The sequence below is a fragment of the Kaistia sp. SLG-1 genome, assembly GCF_059699055.1.
In genome coordinates, this window is the sequence record NZ_AP048544.1 from 4,980,428 (window position 1) to 4,993,584 (window position 13,157).

Annotated in this window: 13 protein-coding genes; 7 read left to right on the forward strand and 6 right to left on the reverse strand. The window is 67.7% G+C overall.

The window, feature by feature from the left end; translation table 11 throughout:
• The first annotated feature begins 1 nt into the window (after window position 1).
• The 6 genes from AC6HZP_RS23125 (at window position 2) to AC6HZP_RS23150 (ending at window position 6,951) form a co-directional block, all read left to right on the forward strand.
• A complete protein-coding gene (locus tag AC6HZP_RS23125; protein ID WP_497524723.1) occupies window positions 2-1,324 on the forward strand; it encodes an ABC transporter substrate-binding protein in 1,323 nt (440 codons plus the stop codon).
• 211 nt (window positions 1,325-1,535) lie between these two features.
• On the forward strand, window positions 1,536-2,483 hold the full coding sequence (locus tag AC6HZP_RS23130) for a carbohydrate ABC transporter permease (protein ID WP_497524724.1): 948 nt from the start codon (window positions 1,536-1,538) through the stop codon (window positions 2,481-2,483).
• Window positions 2,480-3,295 carry a carbohydrate ABC transporter permease gene (locus AC6HZP_RS23135; RefSeq protein WP_497524725.1) on the forward strand — a complete coding sequence of 272 codons (816 nt, stop codon included), beginning with the start codon at window positions 2,480-2,482 and terminating at the stop codon, window positions 3,293-3,295. The genes AC6HZP_RS23130 and AC6HZP_RS23135 overlap by 4 nt, the downstream gene beginning before the upstream one ends.
• A 25-nt stretch (window positions 3,296-3,320) precedes the next feature.
• Entirely contained in the window at window positions 3,321-4,628 is a 1,308-nt protein-coding gene (gene mtnK / locus AC6HZP_RS23140; RefSeq protein ID WP_497524726.1) for an S-methyl-5-thioribose kinase, read from the forward strand.
• A gap of 8 nt (window positions 4,629-4,636) precedes the next feature.
• A complete protein-coding gene (mtnC, locus tag AC6HZP_RS23145; RefSeq protein WP_497524727.1) occupies window positions 4,637-5,332 on the forward strand; it encodes an acireductone synthase in 696 nt (231 codons plus the stop codon).
• On the forward strand, window positions 5,329-6,951 hold the full coding sequence (locus AC6HZP_RS23150) for a glycerol-3-phosphate dehydrogenase/oxidase (RefSeq protein ID WP_497524728.1): 1,623 nt from the start codon (window positions 5,329-5,331) through the stop codon (window positions 6,949-6,951). The genes mtnC and AC6HZP_RS23150 overlap by 4 nt, the downstream gene beginning before the upstream one ends.
• Window positions 6,952-7,577: 626 nt before the next feature.
• On the opposite strand, the gene AC6HZP_RS23155 is transcribed toward AC6HZP_RS23150, so the two are convergent.
• Window positions 7,578-7,835, reverse strand: coding sequence for a hypothetical protein (locus AC6HZP_RS23155; protein ID WP_201401283.1), 258 nt, complete (start codon window positions 7,833-7,835; stop codon window positions 7,578-7,580).
• Window positions 7,836-8,080: 245 nt separating this feature from the next.
• On the opposite strand from AC6HZP_RS23155, the gene AC6HZP_RS23160 reads away from it, so the two are divergent.
• Complete coding sequence (locus AC6HZP_RS23160; RefSeq protein WP_497524729.1) at window positions 8,081-8,641, forward strand: DsbA family protein; 561 nt, start codon at window positions 8,081-8,083, stop codon at window positions 8,639-8,641.
• 49 nt (window positions 8,642-8,690) lie between these two features.
• On the opposite strand, the gene AC6HZP_RS23165 is transcribed toward AC6HZP_RS23160, so the two are convergent.
• From AC6HZP_RS23165 to AC6HZP_RS23185, 5 genes are read right to left on the reverse strand one after another with little or no spacing between them, the layout of a single operon-like run.
• The gene (locus AC6HZP_RS23165; protein WP_497524730.1) at window positions 8,691-10,151 is read right to left on the reverse strand and encodes an aldehyde dehydrogenase family protein; all 1,461 of its coding nucleotides are present in this window, start codon (window positions 10,149-10,151) and stop codon (window positions 8,691-8,693) included.
• Window positions 10,148-10,915 (reverse strand): sugar isomerase domain-containing protein, encoded by a 768-nt coding sequence (locus tag AC6HZP_RS23170; protein WP_201401286.1) that lies wholly within the window; start codon window positions 10,913-10,915, stop codon window positions 10,148-10,150. Before AC6HZP_RS23170 ends, AC6HZP_RS23165 begins: the two co-directional genes overlap by 4 nt.
• On the reverse strand, window positions 10,912-11,694 hold the full coding sequence (locus AC6HZP_RS23175; protein WP_497524731.1) for a nucleoside phosphorylase: 783 nt from the start codon (window positions 11,692-11,694) through the stop codon (window positions 10,912-10,914). Before AC6HZP_RS23175 ends, AC6HZP_RS23170 begins: the two co-directional genes overlap by 4 nt.
• Window positions 11,691-12,596: a carbohydrate kinase family protein gene (locus AC6HZP_RS23180; protein WP_497524732.1), complete on the reverse strand. Its 906-nt coding sequence runs from the start codon at window positions 12,594-12,596 to the stop codon at window positions 11,691-11,693. Before AC6HZP_RS23180 ends, AC6HZP_RS23175 begins: the two co-directional genes overlap by 4 nt.
• Window positions 12,593-13,156: a cysteine hydrolase family protein gene (locus AC6HZP_RS23185; protein WP_497524733.1), complete on the reverse strand. Its 564-nt coding sequence runs from the start codon at window positions 13,154-13,156 to the stop codon at window positions 12,593-12,595. The genes AC6HZP_RS23180 and AC6HZP_RS23185 overlap by 4 nt, the downstream gene beginning before the upstream one ends.
• Window position 13,157 lies beyond the last annotated feature (1 nt).

Here is a 13,157-nt window from a genome sequence, read left to right on the forward strand (position 1 = left end):
GATGTCGCGGTCGCGAAATGTGTGGGGCGGCGTGAGCCGTCGCGGATTCATTCAGGGCGCGGCCGCCGCGGCCATGCTGCCGCTGCTGGCGAGCGCCGGCTTCGCCGCCGACAAGCCGCTGGCCGGGCAGAGCCTGAACCTGCTCGTCATCCAGCCGCACACCGTGTCCGGCAACAAGCTGGCGGCGGATTTCGAGGCGGCGACCGGCGCCAAGGTCAACGTCACCGTCGTTCCCTACGACCAGATCCAGGCCAAGGCGACGCTCGACGTCCAGTCCGGCGTCAACGAGTTCGACGTCGTCGATTACTGGTATCCGACAAAGGGCCAGCTCGCCGACGATGGCGTGATCGCCGACGTGACGGAATGGATCGAGCGCGACAAGGCCGAGGTCAAGCCGGACGATTTCCTGCCGCTCGTCTACGACGCCTACACGCTGCAAGACGGCAAGCGCTACGGCCTGCCCTATGACGGCGACGCGCATCTCCTGTTCTACAACAAGGAGATCCTCGACCGGAACGGCGTCGCCGTGCCGAAGACCTGGGAGGAGTACCAGGCCGCCATCGAGAAGATCACCGCGGCTGAATCGAAGAACGGCATCTATGGCGCGGCCGTGCTCGGCGGCAAGGCGCCGATCATCATCGGCTCGAGCTATGCCAACCGCCTCGCCGGCTTCGGCGGCAAGTTCCTGAACGACGACGGCACCTCGGCGCTCGACAGCGAGGCGGCGGTCGCCGCCGCGAAGGCGCTCGTCGCCGCCGGTCCCGCCGCGCTGCCGACGCCGCTCGAGACCCGCTTCGAAGAGGGCCTGCCGGCCTTCCTCGGCGGCAAGGTCGGCTTCATCGAGTTCTGGAGCGATCTCGGCGTCTACGCCCAGGATCCGAAGGGCTCGCAGATCGTCGACAAGTGGGGCGTGACGCAGATCCCGGTCGGCGGCAGCAACACCCAGCCGCGCCTGGCGTTGAACGCCGGCTTCGCGCTCGGCGTGTCGTCGGGTTCGACCAAGAAGGACGCCGCTTGGGAGCTGGTCAAGTTCGCGACCAGCCCGGAATACCAGGAGGAGCTGGTGCTCCTGTCCGGCAGCGGCATCGATCCGGCCCGCCAGTCGGTGCTTTCCTCGGAGAAGTACAAGGCCTTCGCGCCGCAGGTTCAGGAAGCGCTTTCGAACGCGCTCGGCCAGAGCCTACCCTGGCCGACGACGCCAGCCTCGCCGAAGCTGCAGCAGGCGCTCGCCGACGAGCTGGCGCTCGCGCTCGCCGGCACCAAGACCGCCGAAGAGGCGATCAAGGACGCGCACGCCCAGTGGCAGCAGATCCTCGCCGAGTAAGTCGTTGATTTGACGGGATCCCGTCCGCCCTGGCGGCCGGGATCCTCGTTTTTGGCAGAGCATGCCCACCCGCTCCGGCGGGTGGGATCTTTCTTTTGTGACAGAGCATGCTAATGGCGTCGCGACCGTCGCCGTGCCATCCGGGTCCGGCGTCGCCAACGCAGGATCGCAGCTGGGCGGCTTGAAGCGCCTCGCCCGCCAGAGGACAAGCATGACCAGCATCCCTGAGGCCGAACGAGCCGGTAGAGGCCGTCTTGCCGCCGCGCCGGAGAAAGCCTCCGTCTTGCCGCGCGACTGGCGGAACGCGCTCTGGGTCGCGCCGCTGGTGTTCTCGCTGATCGTCACGACGGTCTATCCGACGATCTTTCTTGTTAGCCTCGCGTTAACCAAAAGCACGCTCGGCAAGCCATTCGGCGCCTTTGTCGGCCTCAAGCCGATCACCCGGGCGCTGTTCGATCCGAATTTCCACAGCGCCGTGCTGAAGAGCGTCCTCTTCGCCTTCTCGTCGGCGATCGTCGAGCTCGTGATCGGCTTCGCGCTGGCGAGCCTGTTCGTCGCCCTGCTCAAGGCCGGCCGCTACCTGCTCACCCTCGTGCTGCTGCCGCTGATGACGCCGCCGGTCATGGTCGGCATCGCCTGGAAGCTGATCCTCGCGCCCTCCGGCGGCCTGCTGAACGGCATCCTGCTCTCCTGGGGCATCATCGACCAACCGATGTCGTTCCTCGCCAGCCCGGTCCCGGCCTGGCTCTCGATCGGCGTCGCCGATCTCTGGCAGTGGGTGCCGTTCGTGACGATCCTCTGCTTCGCGGCGCTGGTCAGCCTGCCGGACGGCGTGCGCGAGGCGGCGCAGATCGACGGCGCCGGTCCCTGGCAGCGGCTCCGCCATGTGATCCTGCCGCTGGTCGCCGCCCCCCTCGCCTCGATCTTTCTCCTGAAGCTGATCATCGGCTTCAAGCTGTTCGACCTCGTCTATGTGCTGACCTTCGGCGGCCCCGGTTTCACCACCACCAACGCCACCTTCGGCATCTGGCGGCTCGCCTTCGAGCAGTTCGACGTCGGCCGCGCCGCTGCCCAGACGCTGATCTTCGCCATCGTCATCGGCATCGTCACCATCCCCGTCGTGCGGCTGCACAAGCGGGCGTCGGAGTATTATTCATGACGCGCCCGTCCACCCGCATCCTGCAGGCGCTCGCCGCCCTCCTCGCCGTCGGCTTCTTCTTGCTGCCGGTCGCCTACCTGCTCTCGGTCTCGTTCAAGCGGCCGGACGACGTGCTGACGGGCCGCTTCTGGCCTACCGACCCGACGCTCGCCAACTGGCCGGCCGCCTTCGAGGCGACGTCGCTCTCGACCTTCATCCTGAACTCGGTCGTCGTCTCGGTGCTTTCCGGCGTCCTCACCATCGCCATCACGCTGCCGGCCGCCTATGCGATGATCCGGCTTGGCATCGGCAAGAAGTTCCTGCCGCAGGCGACGCTCGCGAGCTACATCGCGCCGCCGATCGTCGCGCTGCTTCCCTTCTTCTTCCTGCTGAAGACGATCGGGCTCCTGAACACCCATGCCGGGCTGATCCTGGTCAACGGCCTCTTGAACATCCCCGTCGCCTTCTGGCTGATCGCGCCCTTCCTGCGCCGGGTCCCCGTCGAGATCGAGGAAGCGGCGGCGCTCGATGGCGCGAACCGCTTCCGCACGCTCGTCTCGATCGTCGCGCCGATGATCGCGCCCGGCATCGCCGCGACGTCGATCATCGTCATCATCCTGAGCTTCAACGAGTTTCTGCTGGCGTCCGGGCTGACGCTCTCCGACAGCATGCGCACGCTCACCGTCGGCATCTCGCTGTTCCAGGGCGACCGGCTCGTCAATTTCGGCCAGATGGCCGCCGCTTCCCTTGCCGGCATCGTGCCGATCTATGCCATCGCCCTCCTGATGCAGAAGCATCTGGTCGAGGGTCTTGCGCATGGTGGCGTAAAATGATGTCAAGGCGCGATCAGGAGGATCCATGTCCGCAGTTTTGAACGCCCGCACCGACGGCTATCGCGTCCTGGCCCAGGCCGACATCATCCCGCATCTGGCCACCCTGCCGGAGATCGCCGCGATCCTCGGCGGCGCGCCGTCGCAATGGACGATCCGCGACGTCGCCGACGGCTACATGAACGCTGTTTTCATCGTCGACGGCCCGAAGGGCGGCGTCTGCGCCAAGCAGGCGCTCCCCTGGGTGCGCTATCACGGCGAGAGTTGGCCGCTGTCGGAGGACCGGGCGTTCTTCGAGGCGAGCTACATGCGCCGGCTCGACCCGATCGTGGGCGAACTCGCGCCAAAGCTGCTGCATTTCGATCCCAGCCTGCAATTCCTGGTGATCGAGAAGCTCACGCCGCACATCGTGCTGCGCGGCGAGCTGATCGAGGGCCGCCGCTACCCGAAGGCGTCCCAGGACGTCGGCCGCTACGTCGCCAAGGCCGCCTTCCACACCTCCGATCTCGGCGTGCCGTTCGAGCGCAAGTTCGAGGATATCGGCCTCTTCGCCGGCAACCACTCGCTGCTGCGGATCAGCGTCGACCTGATCTTCCTCGATCCCTATCTGGAGACCTGGCGCAACCGCTTCGTGCCCGAGCTCGGCGCCTGGGCGAAGGCGTTCCGCGAGGATGTCGAGCTGAAGACGGCGGTCGCCCGCCATCGCAACGCCTTCCTGAGCAACCGCCAGGCGCTGCTGCATGGCGATTTGCATTCCGGCTCGGTCATGGTGACCGAGGACGACACGCGCGTCATCGACGGCGAGTTCTCGACCTTCGGCCCGATCGGCTTCGACCTCGGCGCCTATGCCGCCAACCTGATCCTGAACTGGTACGCGCAGGGCGGCTATGACCGCCCGGCCGAGGAGCGCGACAGCCACCGCCAATGGCTGCTCGAGCAGGTCGCCGTGCTCTGGGACACCTTCCGGCGCGAATTCCTCGCCCTCTGGGAGCAGAACCCCGACGCCGGCGGCGACGGTTATCCGGCGGCGCATTTCTCCGGCCCGGCCGGCGCCGCCCGCCTCGCGACGATCCGGCGCGACTATGTCGACGCGATCTTCGCCGATTTCGTCGCCTTCGCCGCGATCAAGATGATCCGCCGCGTGCTCTCCTACGCGCAGATCGCCGATTTCGGCGTGATCGAGGATACGAAGCTCCGGGCCGAGATGCAGGCGAACGCGCTGGCCTTCGCCCGCGAGGTGCTGACGAACCCCGCCCGCTTCGCCGATCTCGGCGCCTTCCTCGACGCGGTGCCCCGCTTCGAGGGCGCCGGCCTCGATCCCCTCGCCCGGAGCTGAGCCCGCCCATGACCCGATTGACCTTCACGCCGGACGTGGTGCTGCTCGATATCGAGGGCACGATCAGTTCGCAGTCGCATGTGACCAACGTCCTCTACGCCTATCTGCGCGAGCGCCTTCCGGCCTATGTCGCCGAGCACCGCGACGATCCCGTCATCGAGAAGATCCTCGCCGATACGATCGCGCTTTCCGGCACGGACGAGGACCCGGTCGAGACGCTGCTCGGCTGGCTCGCCGAGGACAAGAAGGCGCCGCCGCTGAAGAAGATCCAGGGCCTGATCTGGGAGCACGGCTACGCCGAGGGCGCCTTCACCGGCCACATCTTCGACGACGCGCTCGCCGCGCTCCAGCGCTGGCACGCGGCCGGCGTTCCGCTCTACATCTTCTCCTCCGGCTCGATCCAGTCGCAGGTGCAATTCTTCCAGTTCAACCAGGCCGGCGATCTGCGCTCCCTGTTCAACGGGCATTTCGACACCGACACCGGCGCCAAGGTCGAGACGGCCTCCTATGGCAAGATCGCCGAGGCGATCGGCGTCGCGCCGGAGCGGCTGCTGTTCTTCTCCGACAATCCGCGCGAGCTGGTCGCAGCGACGGCGGCCAAGCTGCCCGTCGTGCATGTCCTGCGCGAGGACACACCGCCCGACTCGCGCTTCCCGGAAATCCGCTCCTTCGACGAAGTGGAGCTGGCACCGAGGGCCAATTGAGCCCCGGCCTGCCGACGCTCGACCGGCGGCGGATGGAGGCGGAGATCGCCGCCGACAACCGCTTCGACGCCGTCGTCATCGGTGGCGGCATCACCGGCGCCGGCACGTTTCGCGATCTCGCCCTGCAGGGCCTCCGCGTCCTCCTGGTCGAGCGCGACGATTTCGCCAGCGGCGCCAGCAGCGCGCTGACCCGCATCGCGCATGGCGGCTTCCGCTATCTCGAGCGCGGCGACGTCGGCCTCGTCCGGGAATCGGTCCTCGAGCGTGATCTCCTGATTGCCAACGCCCCGCATGTCATCCGGCCGATCCGGCAGGTCCTGCCGCTCAGCAGCCGCTTCGGCGGGTTGTTGGCCGCGCCCTTCCGCTTCCTGAAGCTATTGCCCGGCCACGGCATGCCGGGCGTCGTGCCGATGTGGATCGGCGTCCGTCTCTACGAGGCCTTGGCGGGAAGCCGGCGCGCCATGGCGCGCGGCGGCGCGGCGATGGGCGAGCGGGCACGTCGTTTGTTTCCCTATCTGGGGCCCGAGGTCGCCGGGGCGGTCTGGACCTATGAGGGCCGCATCCACGCGCCGGAGCGAATCGCCGTCGAGCTCGTCGAGGACGGCGTCGCGGCGGGCAACCGCTCGGCTGCGCTGAACTATTGCCGGCTCGTCGGCGCCGAGGGAAACCGGCTGACGCTCGAAAACACGCGGACCGGCGCGCGGTTCACCGTCGAGGCCGGCGTCGCGGTGAATGCCGGCGGCGCGCATGCCGACAAGATCGCGGCGCTATTCGGCATCACCGAGCGTATGACCGGCGGCGTCGCCGGCATTCATGTCGTGCTGGAGGCGCCCTCGGTCGCCAAGGCGCTCGGAGACGATCTCTTCTTCTTCGAGGACCACAACGCCGATCCGGCCAGACGCCGGCTCTGCGTGCTCTACCGGCTCGGCGAGAACCGCCTTCTGCTTGGCACCAACGAATTCGCCTGCGACGATCCCGACGAGGCTGGGATCGATGCGGCGGACGAGCAATATCTTCTCGATGCGCTCGCCGCCGCCCTGCCCGGCCATGGCATCACCCGCGCCGGCATCGTGGCGCGCCTGGTCGGCGTGCGGCCGCTGGTCAAGTCGACGACGGCCGATCTCGCCAGCCGCAGCCGCAGCCACGCGATCTTCCGGCACGAGCCGAAGGGCCTGCCGCTCGTCACCATCATCGGCGGCAAATGGACGACCTTCCGCCGCATGGCGGAGGACGCGGCCGACGCCGTGCTCGCAGAACTCGGCCGCACTCGCGCCGTCTCGACCGCGCATCTCGCGATCGGCGGCGGGCGCGATTTTCGCCGCGCCGATATCGTCCGGGATCTGATGGCGGGCGGGCTCGGCACCGGTCTCGCCGAGCGCCTTGCCGACACCTATGGCAGCCGCGCGACGCGAGTGGCGGAATGGATCCGGAGCGAAGGCGCCGAGCCGGTCTCGGCCGACGGCCGCCTGACCCGCGGCGAGATCGCCTTCTTCGCGGAGGCGGAACTCGCCGCGACAGTGGAAGACATCCTCCGCCGGCGCAGCGACCAGTTTTTCCGCGGGAGCGAGCTGGATGGGCTTACGGCGCGGATCGCCGCGGAGCTCGATAAGCGGCAGTAAAGCGCTTTCGGCAAGGCGGCCATCCTTCTTGAACCTCCCCCTTGAGGGGAGGTCGAAAACGCTCTTCGCGTTTTCGGGAGGGGGTATTTCGCAGAGCTTGCTGAAATTCGACGAAGCAACCCCTCCCCAAGACCGCCAGCAGGCGGTCTTGACCCTCCCTCAAGGGGAGGGTTCAGGACGTCGAGGTTTCATAGTCGAATTGTAGGCCGTCATGCAGCGCTCGATTTCCATCATCCTGAGGCGCCCGAGCGCAGCTCGGGCCTCGAAGGACGCACGGTCTCTCTGCGTGCTTCGAGACGGCCCTGCTGGCCTCCTCAGCATGATGAGGTGGGTTTCCTGCAAAGGCGAGGCGAGAGGCGAAGGGGCAGCGTCGCCCTCATCGAGCGGATCGGATCGCGCCACCCTCCGCCGTCATCCCGGCGAAGGCCGGGATCCAGACACACCGGCCTATGGCCGATAGGCTGGGCCAAACTTCCCTGGCCAGTGTTCATGGGCCCCGGCCTTCGCCGGGGCGACGGTGCCCTGCCCATGGGCCGTGGGCTGCATGGAAGCACCGCAGATGCGGCGGTAGTACTTCAGGAAGCCGACCCGGACGTACCGGACCGGCTCCCTGCACTCCAGGAGGCTCAGAGGACGTCGAGCTCGAGCTCGTCCGCCAGCGCCTCTTCCTTCTGCTCTTCCGTCAGGGTGATCTCCTCGGAGACCCCTTCGGCATCCTTCACGTCGAAGGTATCCGGCAGCTCGTCGTTCAGCGACCAGTAGGCGAGCATCGCCGCCTCGGTCCGGTTGCTGGCGATCACGTCGACGGTGATCGTGACCTGGAAATGGTCGCCTTCGAATTCCTCGAAGTCCGTGTCGAGTTCGGCTTCCGTCTTGTCCGACATGTCTGTCTCCGCAGCTTTCTGGGAATCATGGATGAGGTTGCTTCTACCCGACCCCGGGGCTCTCCTACGCAGTTTGCGCGCCGGCGGGAAGGCCGATCCCGACGCCGCGGGCGCAACCCACACATCCGGCGGGCCGGCGAAAGCCAAATCCTGCGGGCCCTTCACAATCCTGCATGCCTTTCGAGATCCGATGTCCTAGGCTCGGGGAAGTGCCTGCCCGTCTACCAGTCCCAAAAGGTAATCTCATGACAGCAAGTCCGTGGCGTGCCGATCCCCTCGTCTGGGGAACGGGTTCCCGCGTCTTCGAGGTTTTCCTCGAGCCCACCTGCCCCTATTCCGTCCGCGCCTTCAACAAGCTGGATACGCTGCTGGCCGAGGCGGGTCCCGACCGGATCACGATCAAGCTCCGCCTGCAGTCGCAGCCCTGGCACATGTATTCCGGCGTGCTCGTCCGCTGCATTATCGCGGCGTCGACGCTGGAAGGCGGCAAGGAGACGGCGAAGAAGGTCATCGCCGCGATCGGCGCGCATCGCGAGGAATTCGAGTTCACCCATCATGCCGGCGGGCCGAACCTCGACGCGACGCCGAACCAGATCATCGAGCGGCTGGAAGCCTATAGCGGCGTGCCGCTGAAGAAGGCCTTCGCCATTCCGGATCTCGACCGCGAGATCAAGTGGCACTGCAAATATGCCCGCCAGAACGGCATCCACGTCTCGCCGACCTTCCTGATCGACGGACTGGTGCAGCCCGACATCGGCAGCGGCGACGAGGTTTCGAGCTGGGTATCGAAGCTTCTGCCGGCTTGAGACAATTGCGTTCGGGAGGGGCTGCGAGGCCCCTCCCGAAGCGGGCGGCCTAAACCGCCAGCGGGCGCACCCGCATCTTGATGTGCTTGGATTCGCGGAAGGCCGCGAGGCCTTCCGGTCCGAGCTCGCGGCCCATGCCGCTCATCTTCCAGCCGCCGAACGGCGCCTGCAGTTCCGTCGTGTCGTTGACGTTGACGCCAATCGCCCCCGCTTCGATCCGGTCGGCGAGCGCCCAGGCCCGTTCCAGATCGCGCGAATAGACATAGGCCGCGAGGCCATAGGGCAGCGCGTTGGCGACGCGGAGCGCCTCGGCATCGTCCGCCACCGGACGGATCGCCGCGAGCGGGCCGAAGGTTTCCTCCGTCAGCGCCAGCGCGTCGTCCGGCGCGTTGTCGACGAGGGCGGGCTCGTAGAAGAAGCCCTTGGCATATTCCTCGCCTTCCGGGATCCTGCCGCCGACCAGCAGCTTGCCGCCCTTGGCGACCGCATCGGCGACGTGGGTCGTCACGCGCTGGCGCACGCCCTCATGCAGCATCGGGCCATAGAGCACGCCGGGCAGGCTGCCATTGCCCAACTTGATCTTCCGCGTCTCGGCGACCAGCGCCTCGACGAAGTCCTTGTGGATGCCCTTCGAGACGAGGATGCGGTTCACCGCGATGCAGATCTGGCCCATGTTCGAGAACGAACGGCGCGCCGCGGCCGCCGCCGCCTCGACCGGATCGGCATCGTCGAGCACGACGAACGGGCTCTGGCCACCGAGTTCCAACGACAGGCGCTTCAGCGTGCCGGCGGAAGCGCGCATGATCGACTGGCCGGCCGGCACCGAGGCGGTCGCCGTGATCATCCGGATGTCGGGATGCTCGGCGAGCGCCGCGCCGACTTCGGGACCGGTGCCCGGAATGTCGTTGACGACACCTTCCGGCACGCCCGCGTCGACGAAGCACTGCACCACCATGCCGATCGCCAGCGGCGTCTCGTGCGGCGGCTTGGCGACGAGCGTGCAGCCCGCCGCCAGCACCGGCGCGATCTTCCAGCAATAGAGATCGACCGGGTAGTTCCACGGCACAATGGCGCCGACGACGCCGACCGGGGCGGTCGTCACCATGCTCTTGATGTCGGGCCGCGACGAGGGCCGGAGCGAGCCGCCGATGCGGCGCCCCTCCTCCGCGTAGTAGCGGATCACCTCGATGCCGAAGCCGATCTCCTTCTTGGAATCCGGCACCGGCTTGCCCTGCTCGCGCGTCAGCGTCGCGGCGATCGCGTCGATGCGCTCGGCGACGAGATCCGCCGCGCGGTGCAGGATCTTTGCACGCTGGTCGGCATGCATGCCGGCCCAGGCCGGCAGTGCGCGGCCGGCGGCGGCGACGGCGAGGTCGACATCCGCCCGCGACGCCAGCGCGCTGGAGCCGACCAACTCGCCGGTCGCCGGATCGCGGATCTCGATCCGCTCGCCGTTCACCGCGTCGCGCCAGGCGCCGCCGATGAAAAGTCCTCGCTCGATCGTGCTCATCGCGACTTCAGCCTCCGCCACAGTTCCTCGTAGTTGCGGTCGTTCTGCGCGTTGGCTTCCGCCTTGCTGGTCGTGTTGGGATTGACCATCACGAAGGGCTGGATGCCCTGCTGCACCAGCTTCTCGGCCGTCGTCGCCACGATCGCATGAGCGATCGCGATGGTGACGCTGGTCGAATTGGCGCCGACCGGGTGCTCGAGGCCCTCGATCACAAGCGACGCGTCGGCCTTCGGAATGCCGGTGTCGATGACGACGTCGGCGACCTCAAACAGGCGCTTGCCGGAGGAGTGGCGCGAGGGGGTGACGCTGGAATGCGGCAGTGACGTCACGCCGACCACCTTCATGCCGCGCGCCTTGCACTCGAGCGCGATGTCGAGGATCACCGCGTTGATGCCGGAATGCGAGAACAGCACCATCGTATCGAGCGGGTCGAGCTGGTGCGAGTTCAGGATCGCCTTGCCATAGCCCTCGACGGCATGGATGAAGCGATACTGCCGCGCGCCCATGTCGCCGAGCACGCGGTGGAACGAGATCATCGTGCTCTCGACGATCGGGCGGAAGCCGGTGATCGTGCCGGTGCGCGGAAAACTTTCCAGCGCGGGCAGCGCGCCGTGGCCGGTGCCGAAGGTGAAGGCCAGCTTGTCGGCGGCGAGGCTCGCCGCGCAGAGTTCCGCCGCCTGTTCGATGGCCGCGGCCTGGGTCGTGCGGACCCTTTCGAGCCGCTCGGCCAGATTGTTGAAATAGCGGTCGACCATCGACGTCATGACGTCACCTCGTTCTTCTTCGTTGCAAATTCGGCGATCGAATCGAGCGCCACGTCGAAAAGCTCGCGCTCGGCGACGGCCATGGCCGCGTCGTCGATCTTCTCCTGGGTGAAGGCGTCGACGGTGGCGACGCAGAGCGTCGAGGCGCTGGCGCCGAGCACGCGGGCCGCGACCAAGAGCGCCGAGGTCTCCATGTCCGTGCCGATCAGGCCGAGGCGCTGGATGTCCTGCTTCAGCGTGTCGATCATCGCCCGGCTCTGGCCGGAAAGGCCGAACATCTCGGTATAGAAGCCGTCATAGGTGCCATAGACGCCGGCGTGCCAGGTGCGGCCCGAGCCGGAGAGATGCTGGCGGAGCGTCGTGTTGAGCTCGAAATCGGCCATCGCCGGGAAGCCGAGCGGCGCATAGGTGTTGGACGTGCCCTCGGCGCGCAGCGCGCCATCCGCCAGCACGAAATCGCCGAGCCTCGCCGGCGGCACGGCCATGGCGGTGCCGATGCGCAGGAAGCTGCGGACGCCGAGCGCGAAGAGCTCGTGCAGCACGATGGTCGCGATCGGCGCGCCCATGCCGAAGGCGCTGACGGTGATGCGCTCACCGTTGCGGGTGCCGGTGACGGTGCGCAGGCCCCGGTTCTCCGGCAGGAACTCGACATCGGTCAGGTGCTCGGCGATGCGGCCGATGCGGGCGGGATCGCCGACGAGAATGGCACCGCTGCCGACCTGATCGCGCTTCGCGCCGATGTACCAGGCGGTGTTGGTCTTTTCGTCTTGCTTGGTCATTCTCTCAATGCACTTTCATTTTCGGAAGTCTGGCGCGCATTTTCGGAAGTCTGGCGCCCCAGAAGCAGCCGGCGCGCGGCGGCATGGCCGGAGCGCACGACGGCAGCGAGATCGGTTTCGCCCTTGGCGAGCGCCGCCAGCACGCCGCCGGCGAAACTGTCGCCGGCGCCGGTCGGATCGGTCACAGAGATGGGCTCGGCCGAGACGGTGACCGACTGCCCGTCCCGGGTGATCGCCGCGCCGGCGCCGCCGCGCGTCTCGATCAGGGTCTGGCCCGGCCGCGCCACGCCGGCCTCGGTCAACGCTTGCTGCACGAACGCGGCCTCGGCATGGCTGAAGCAGATCAGGTCGGCGCGGGCGGCGAAGCGGGCCGCCTGCGCCACCGACATGGCGCGCGGGTCGTGCTTGACGATCCAGGCGAGGCGCGTGTCGGCGCGGATCGCGTCGAGCACGGCGTCGTTGACGGCGGAGGGGCCGATGGTGACGCAGACCCAGTCGGCCGTGCCGACGAGATCGCGCTGTGCCGGCGACAGCGTCAGGCCGGGCGGAATGCCGGGATCGTAGAGGCAGATGCAGCCGCCATCCGGCTCATAGGCGAGCACGGAGACCGGCGTGCGGGCGCCGGCGACGGCGTCGAGCCCTCGGCCCGGTACGCCCCGCGCCGCGAGCTGGTCGCGATAGGCCTCGCCCGCCGCGTCGTCGCCGATCCAGCTGACCGGCACCGCCTGTGCGACGCCGTCGGCGACCAGCGCCATGGCGACGAAGGCGGGTCCCCCGCCGAGGCGCGGCCAGGCGTCATCCGGCCGATGCAGGATGGTCGTCGTCCGGCCCGCCTGCGGCGACCCGTCGAGGACAGCGACATGGTCGAGGCTGGCAAAGCCGGTGATGGCGATGGTGGTCATGCCAGCATCCCGAGCGCTTCTTCGAGCGGCACGACGCGGCCCATATAGCGGTCGATGTCTTCCAGCGACGCCTCGGCCAGATGCGGCCGGTTGGAGTTGGTCGCCTCGCGCGGTACCACCGGCTCGAAGCCGTTGGCGAAGGCGTCCTGCGCCGAGGCGCGGATGCAGACATTGGTCTTGACGCCGGCGATGACGACGCGCGTCACCTTCTGCTCGTGCAGGAAGAGCGCGAGGTCGGTGGCGAAGAAGGCGCTGAAGCGGCGCTTGAAGATGGTCGTCTCGTTCGGGCCCTCGGGACGGAAATCCGCGAAGAAGGCGGCGTCATGCGCGTCTTCGAGATGGTGGACGGGAAGCTTGCGCCATTCGAAATCGTCGAACTCCGGCCGATGCTTCTCGACCGCGTGCACGACGATCGTGCCCGACTTCCTCGCCGCATCGAGCAGCGCGCGCATCGGCTCCAGCACGGTCTCGACGCCGGCATAATAGTTCGGCTGGCCGGGCTCGAAGAACGAGTTGATGACATCCACGAGGATGAGCGCGGTCTTCTGATTATCGACCAAT

What these genes read in the sequence shown, in the direction of transcription:
- AC6HZP_RS23125 (WP_497524723.1), top strand. Translation starts at nt 2, where the DNA reads ATGTCGCGGTCGCGAAATGTGTGGGGCGGCGTGAGCCGTCGCGGATTC.
- AC6HZP_RS23130 (WP_497524724.1), top strand. Translation starts at nt 1,536, where the DNA reads ATGACCAGCATCCCTGAGGCCGAACGAGCCGGTAGAGGCCGTCTTGCC.
- AC6HZP_RS23135 (WP_497524725.1), top strand. Translation starts at nt 2,480, where the DNA reads ATGACGCGCCCGTCCACCCGCATCCTGCAGGCGCTCGCCGCCCTCCTC.
- mtnK (WP_497524726.1), top strand. Translation starts at nt 3,321, where the DNA reads ATGTCCGCAGTTTTGAACGCCCGCACCGACGGCTATCGCGTCCTGGCC.
- mtnC (WP_497524727.1), top strand. Translation starts at nt 4,637, where the DNA reads ATGACCCGATTGACCTTCACGCCGGACGTGGTGCTGCTCGATATCGAG.
- AC6HZP_RS23155 (WP_201401283.1), bottom strand. Translation starts at nt 7,835, where the DNA reads ATGTCGGACAAGACGGAAGCCGAACTCGACACGGACTTCGAGGAATTC.
- AC6HZP_RS23160 (WP_497524729.1), top strand. Translation starts at nt 8,081, where the DNA reads ATGACAGCAAGTCCGTGGCGTGCCGATCCCCTCGTCTGGGGAACGGGT.
- AC6HZP_RS23165 (WP_497524730.1), bottom strand. Translation starts at nt 10,151, where the DNA reads ATGAGCACGATCGAGCGAGGACTTTTCATCGGCGGCGCCTGGCGCGAC.
- AC6HZP_RS23170 (WP_201401286.1), bottom strand. Translation starts at nt 10,915, where the DNA reads ATGACGTCGATGGTCGACCGCTATTTCAACAATCTGGCCGAGCGGCTC.
- AC6HZP_RS23175 (WP_497524731.1), bottom strand. Translation starts at nt 11,694, where the DNA reads ATGACCAAGCAAGACGAAAAGACCAACACCGCCTGGTACATCGGCGCG.
- AC6HZP_RS23180 (WP_497524732.1), bottom strand. Translation starts at nt 12,596, where the DNA reads ATGACCACCATCGCCATCACCGGCTTTGCCAGCCTCGACCATGTCGCT.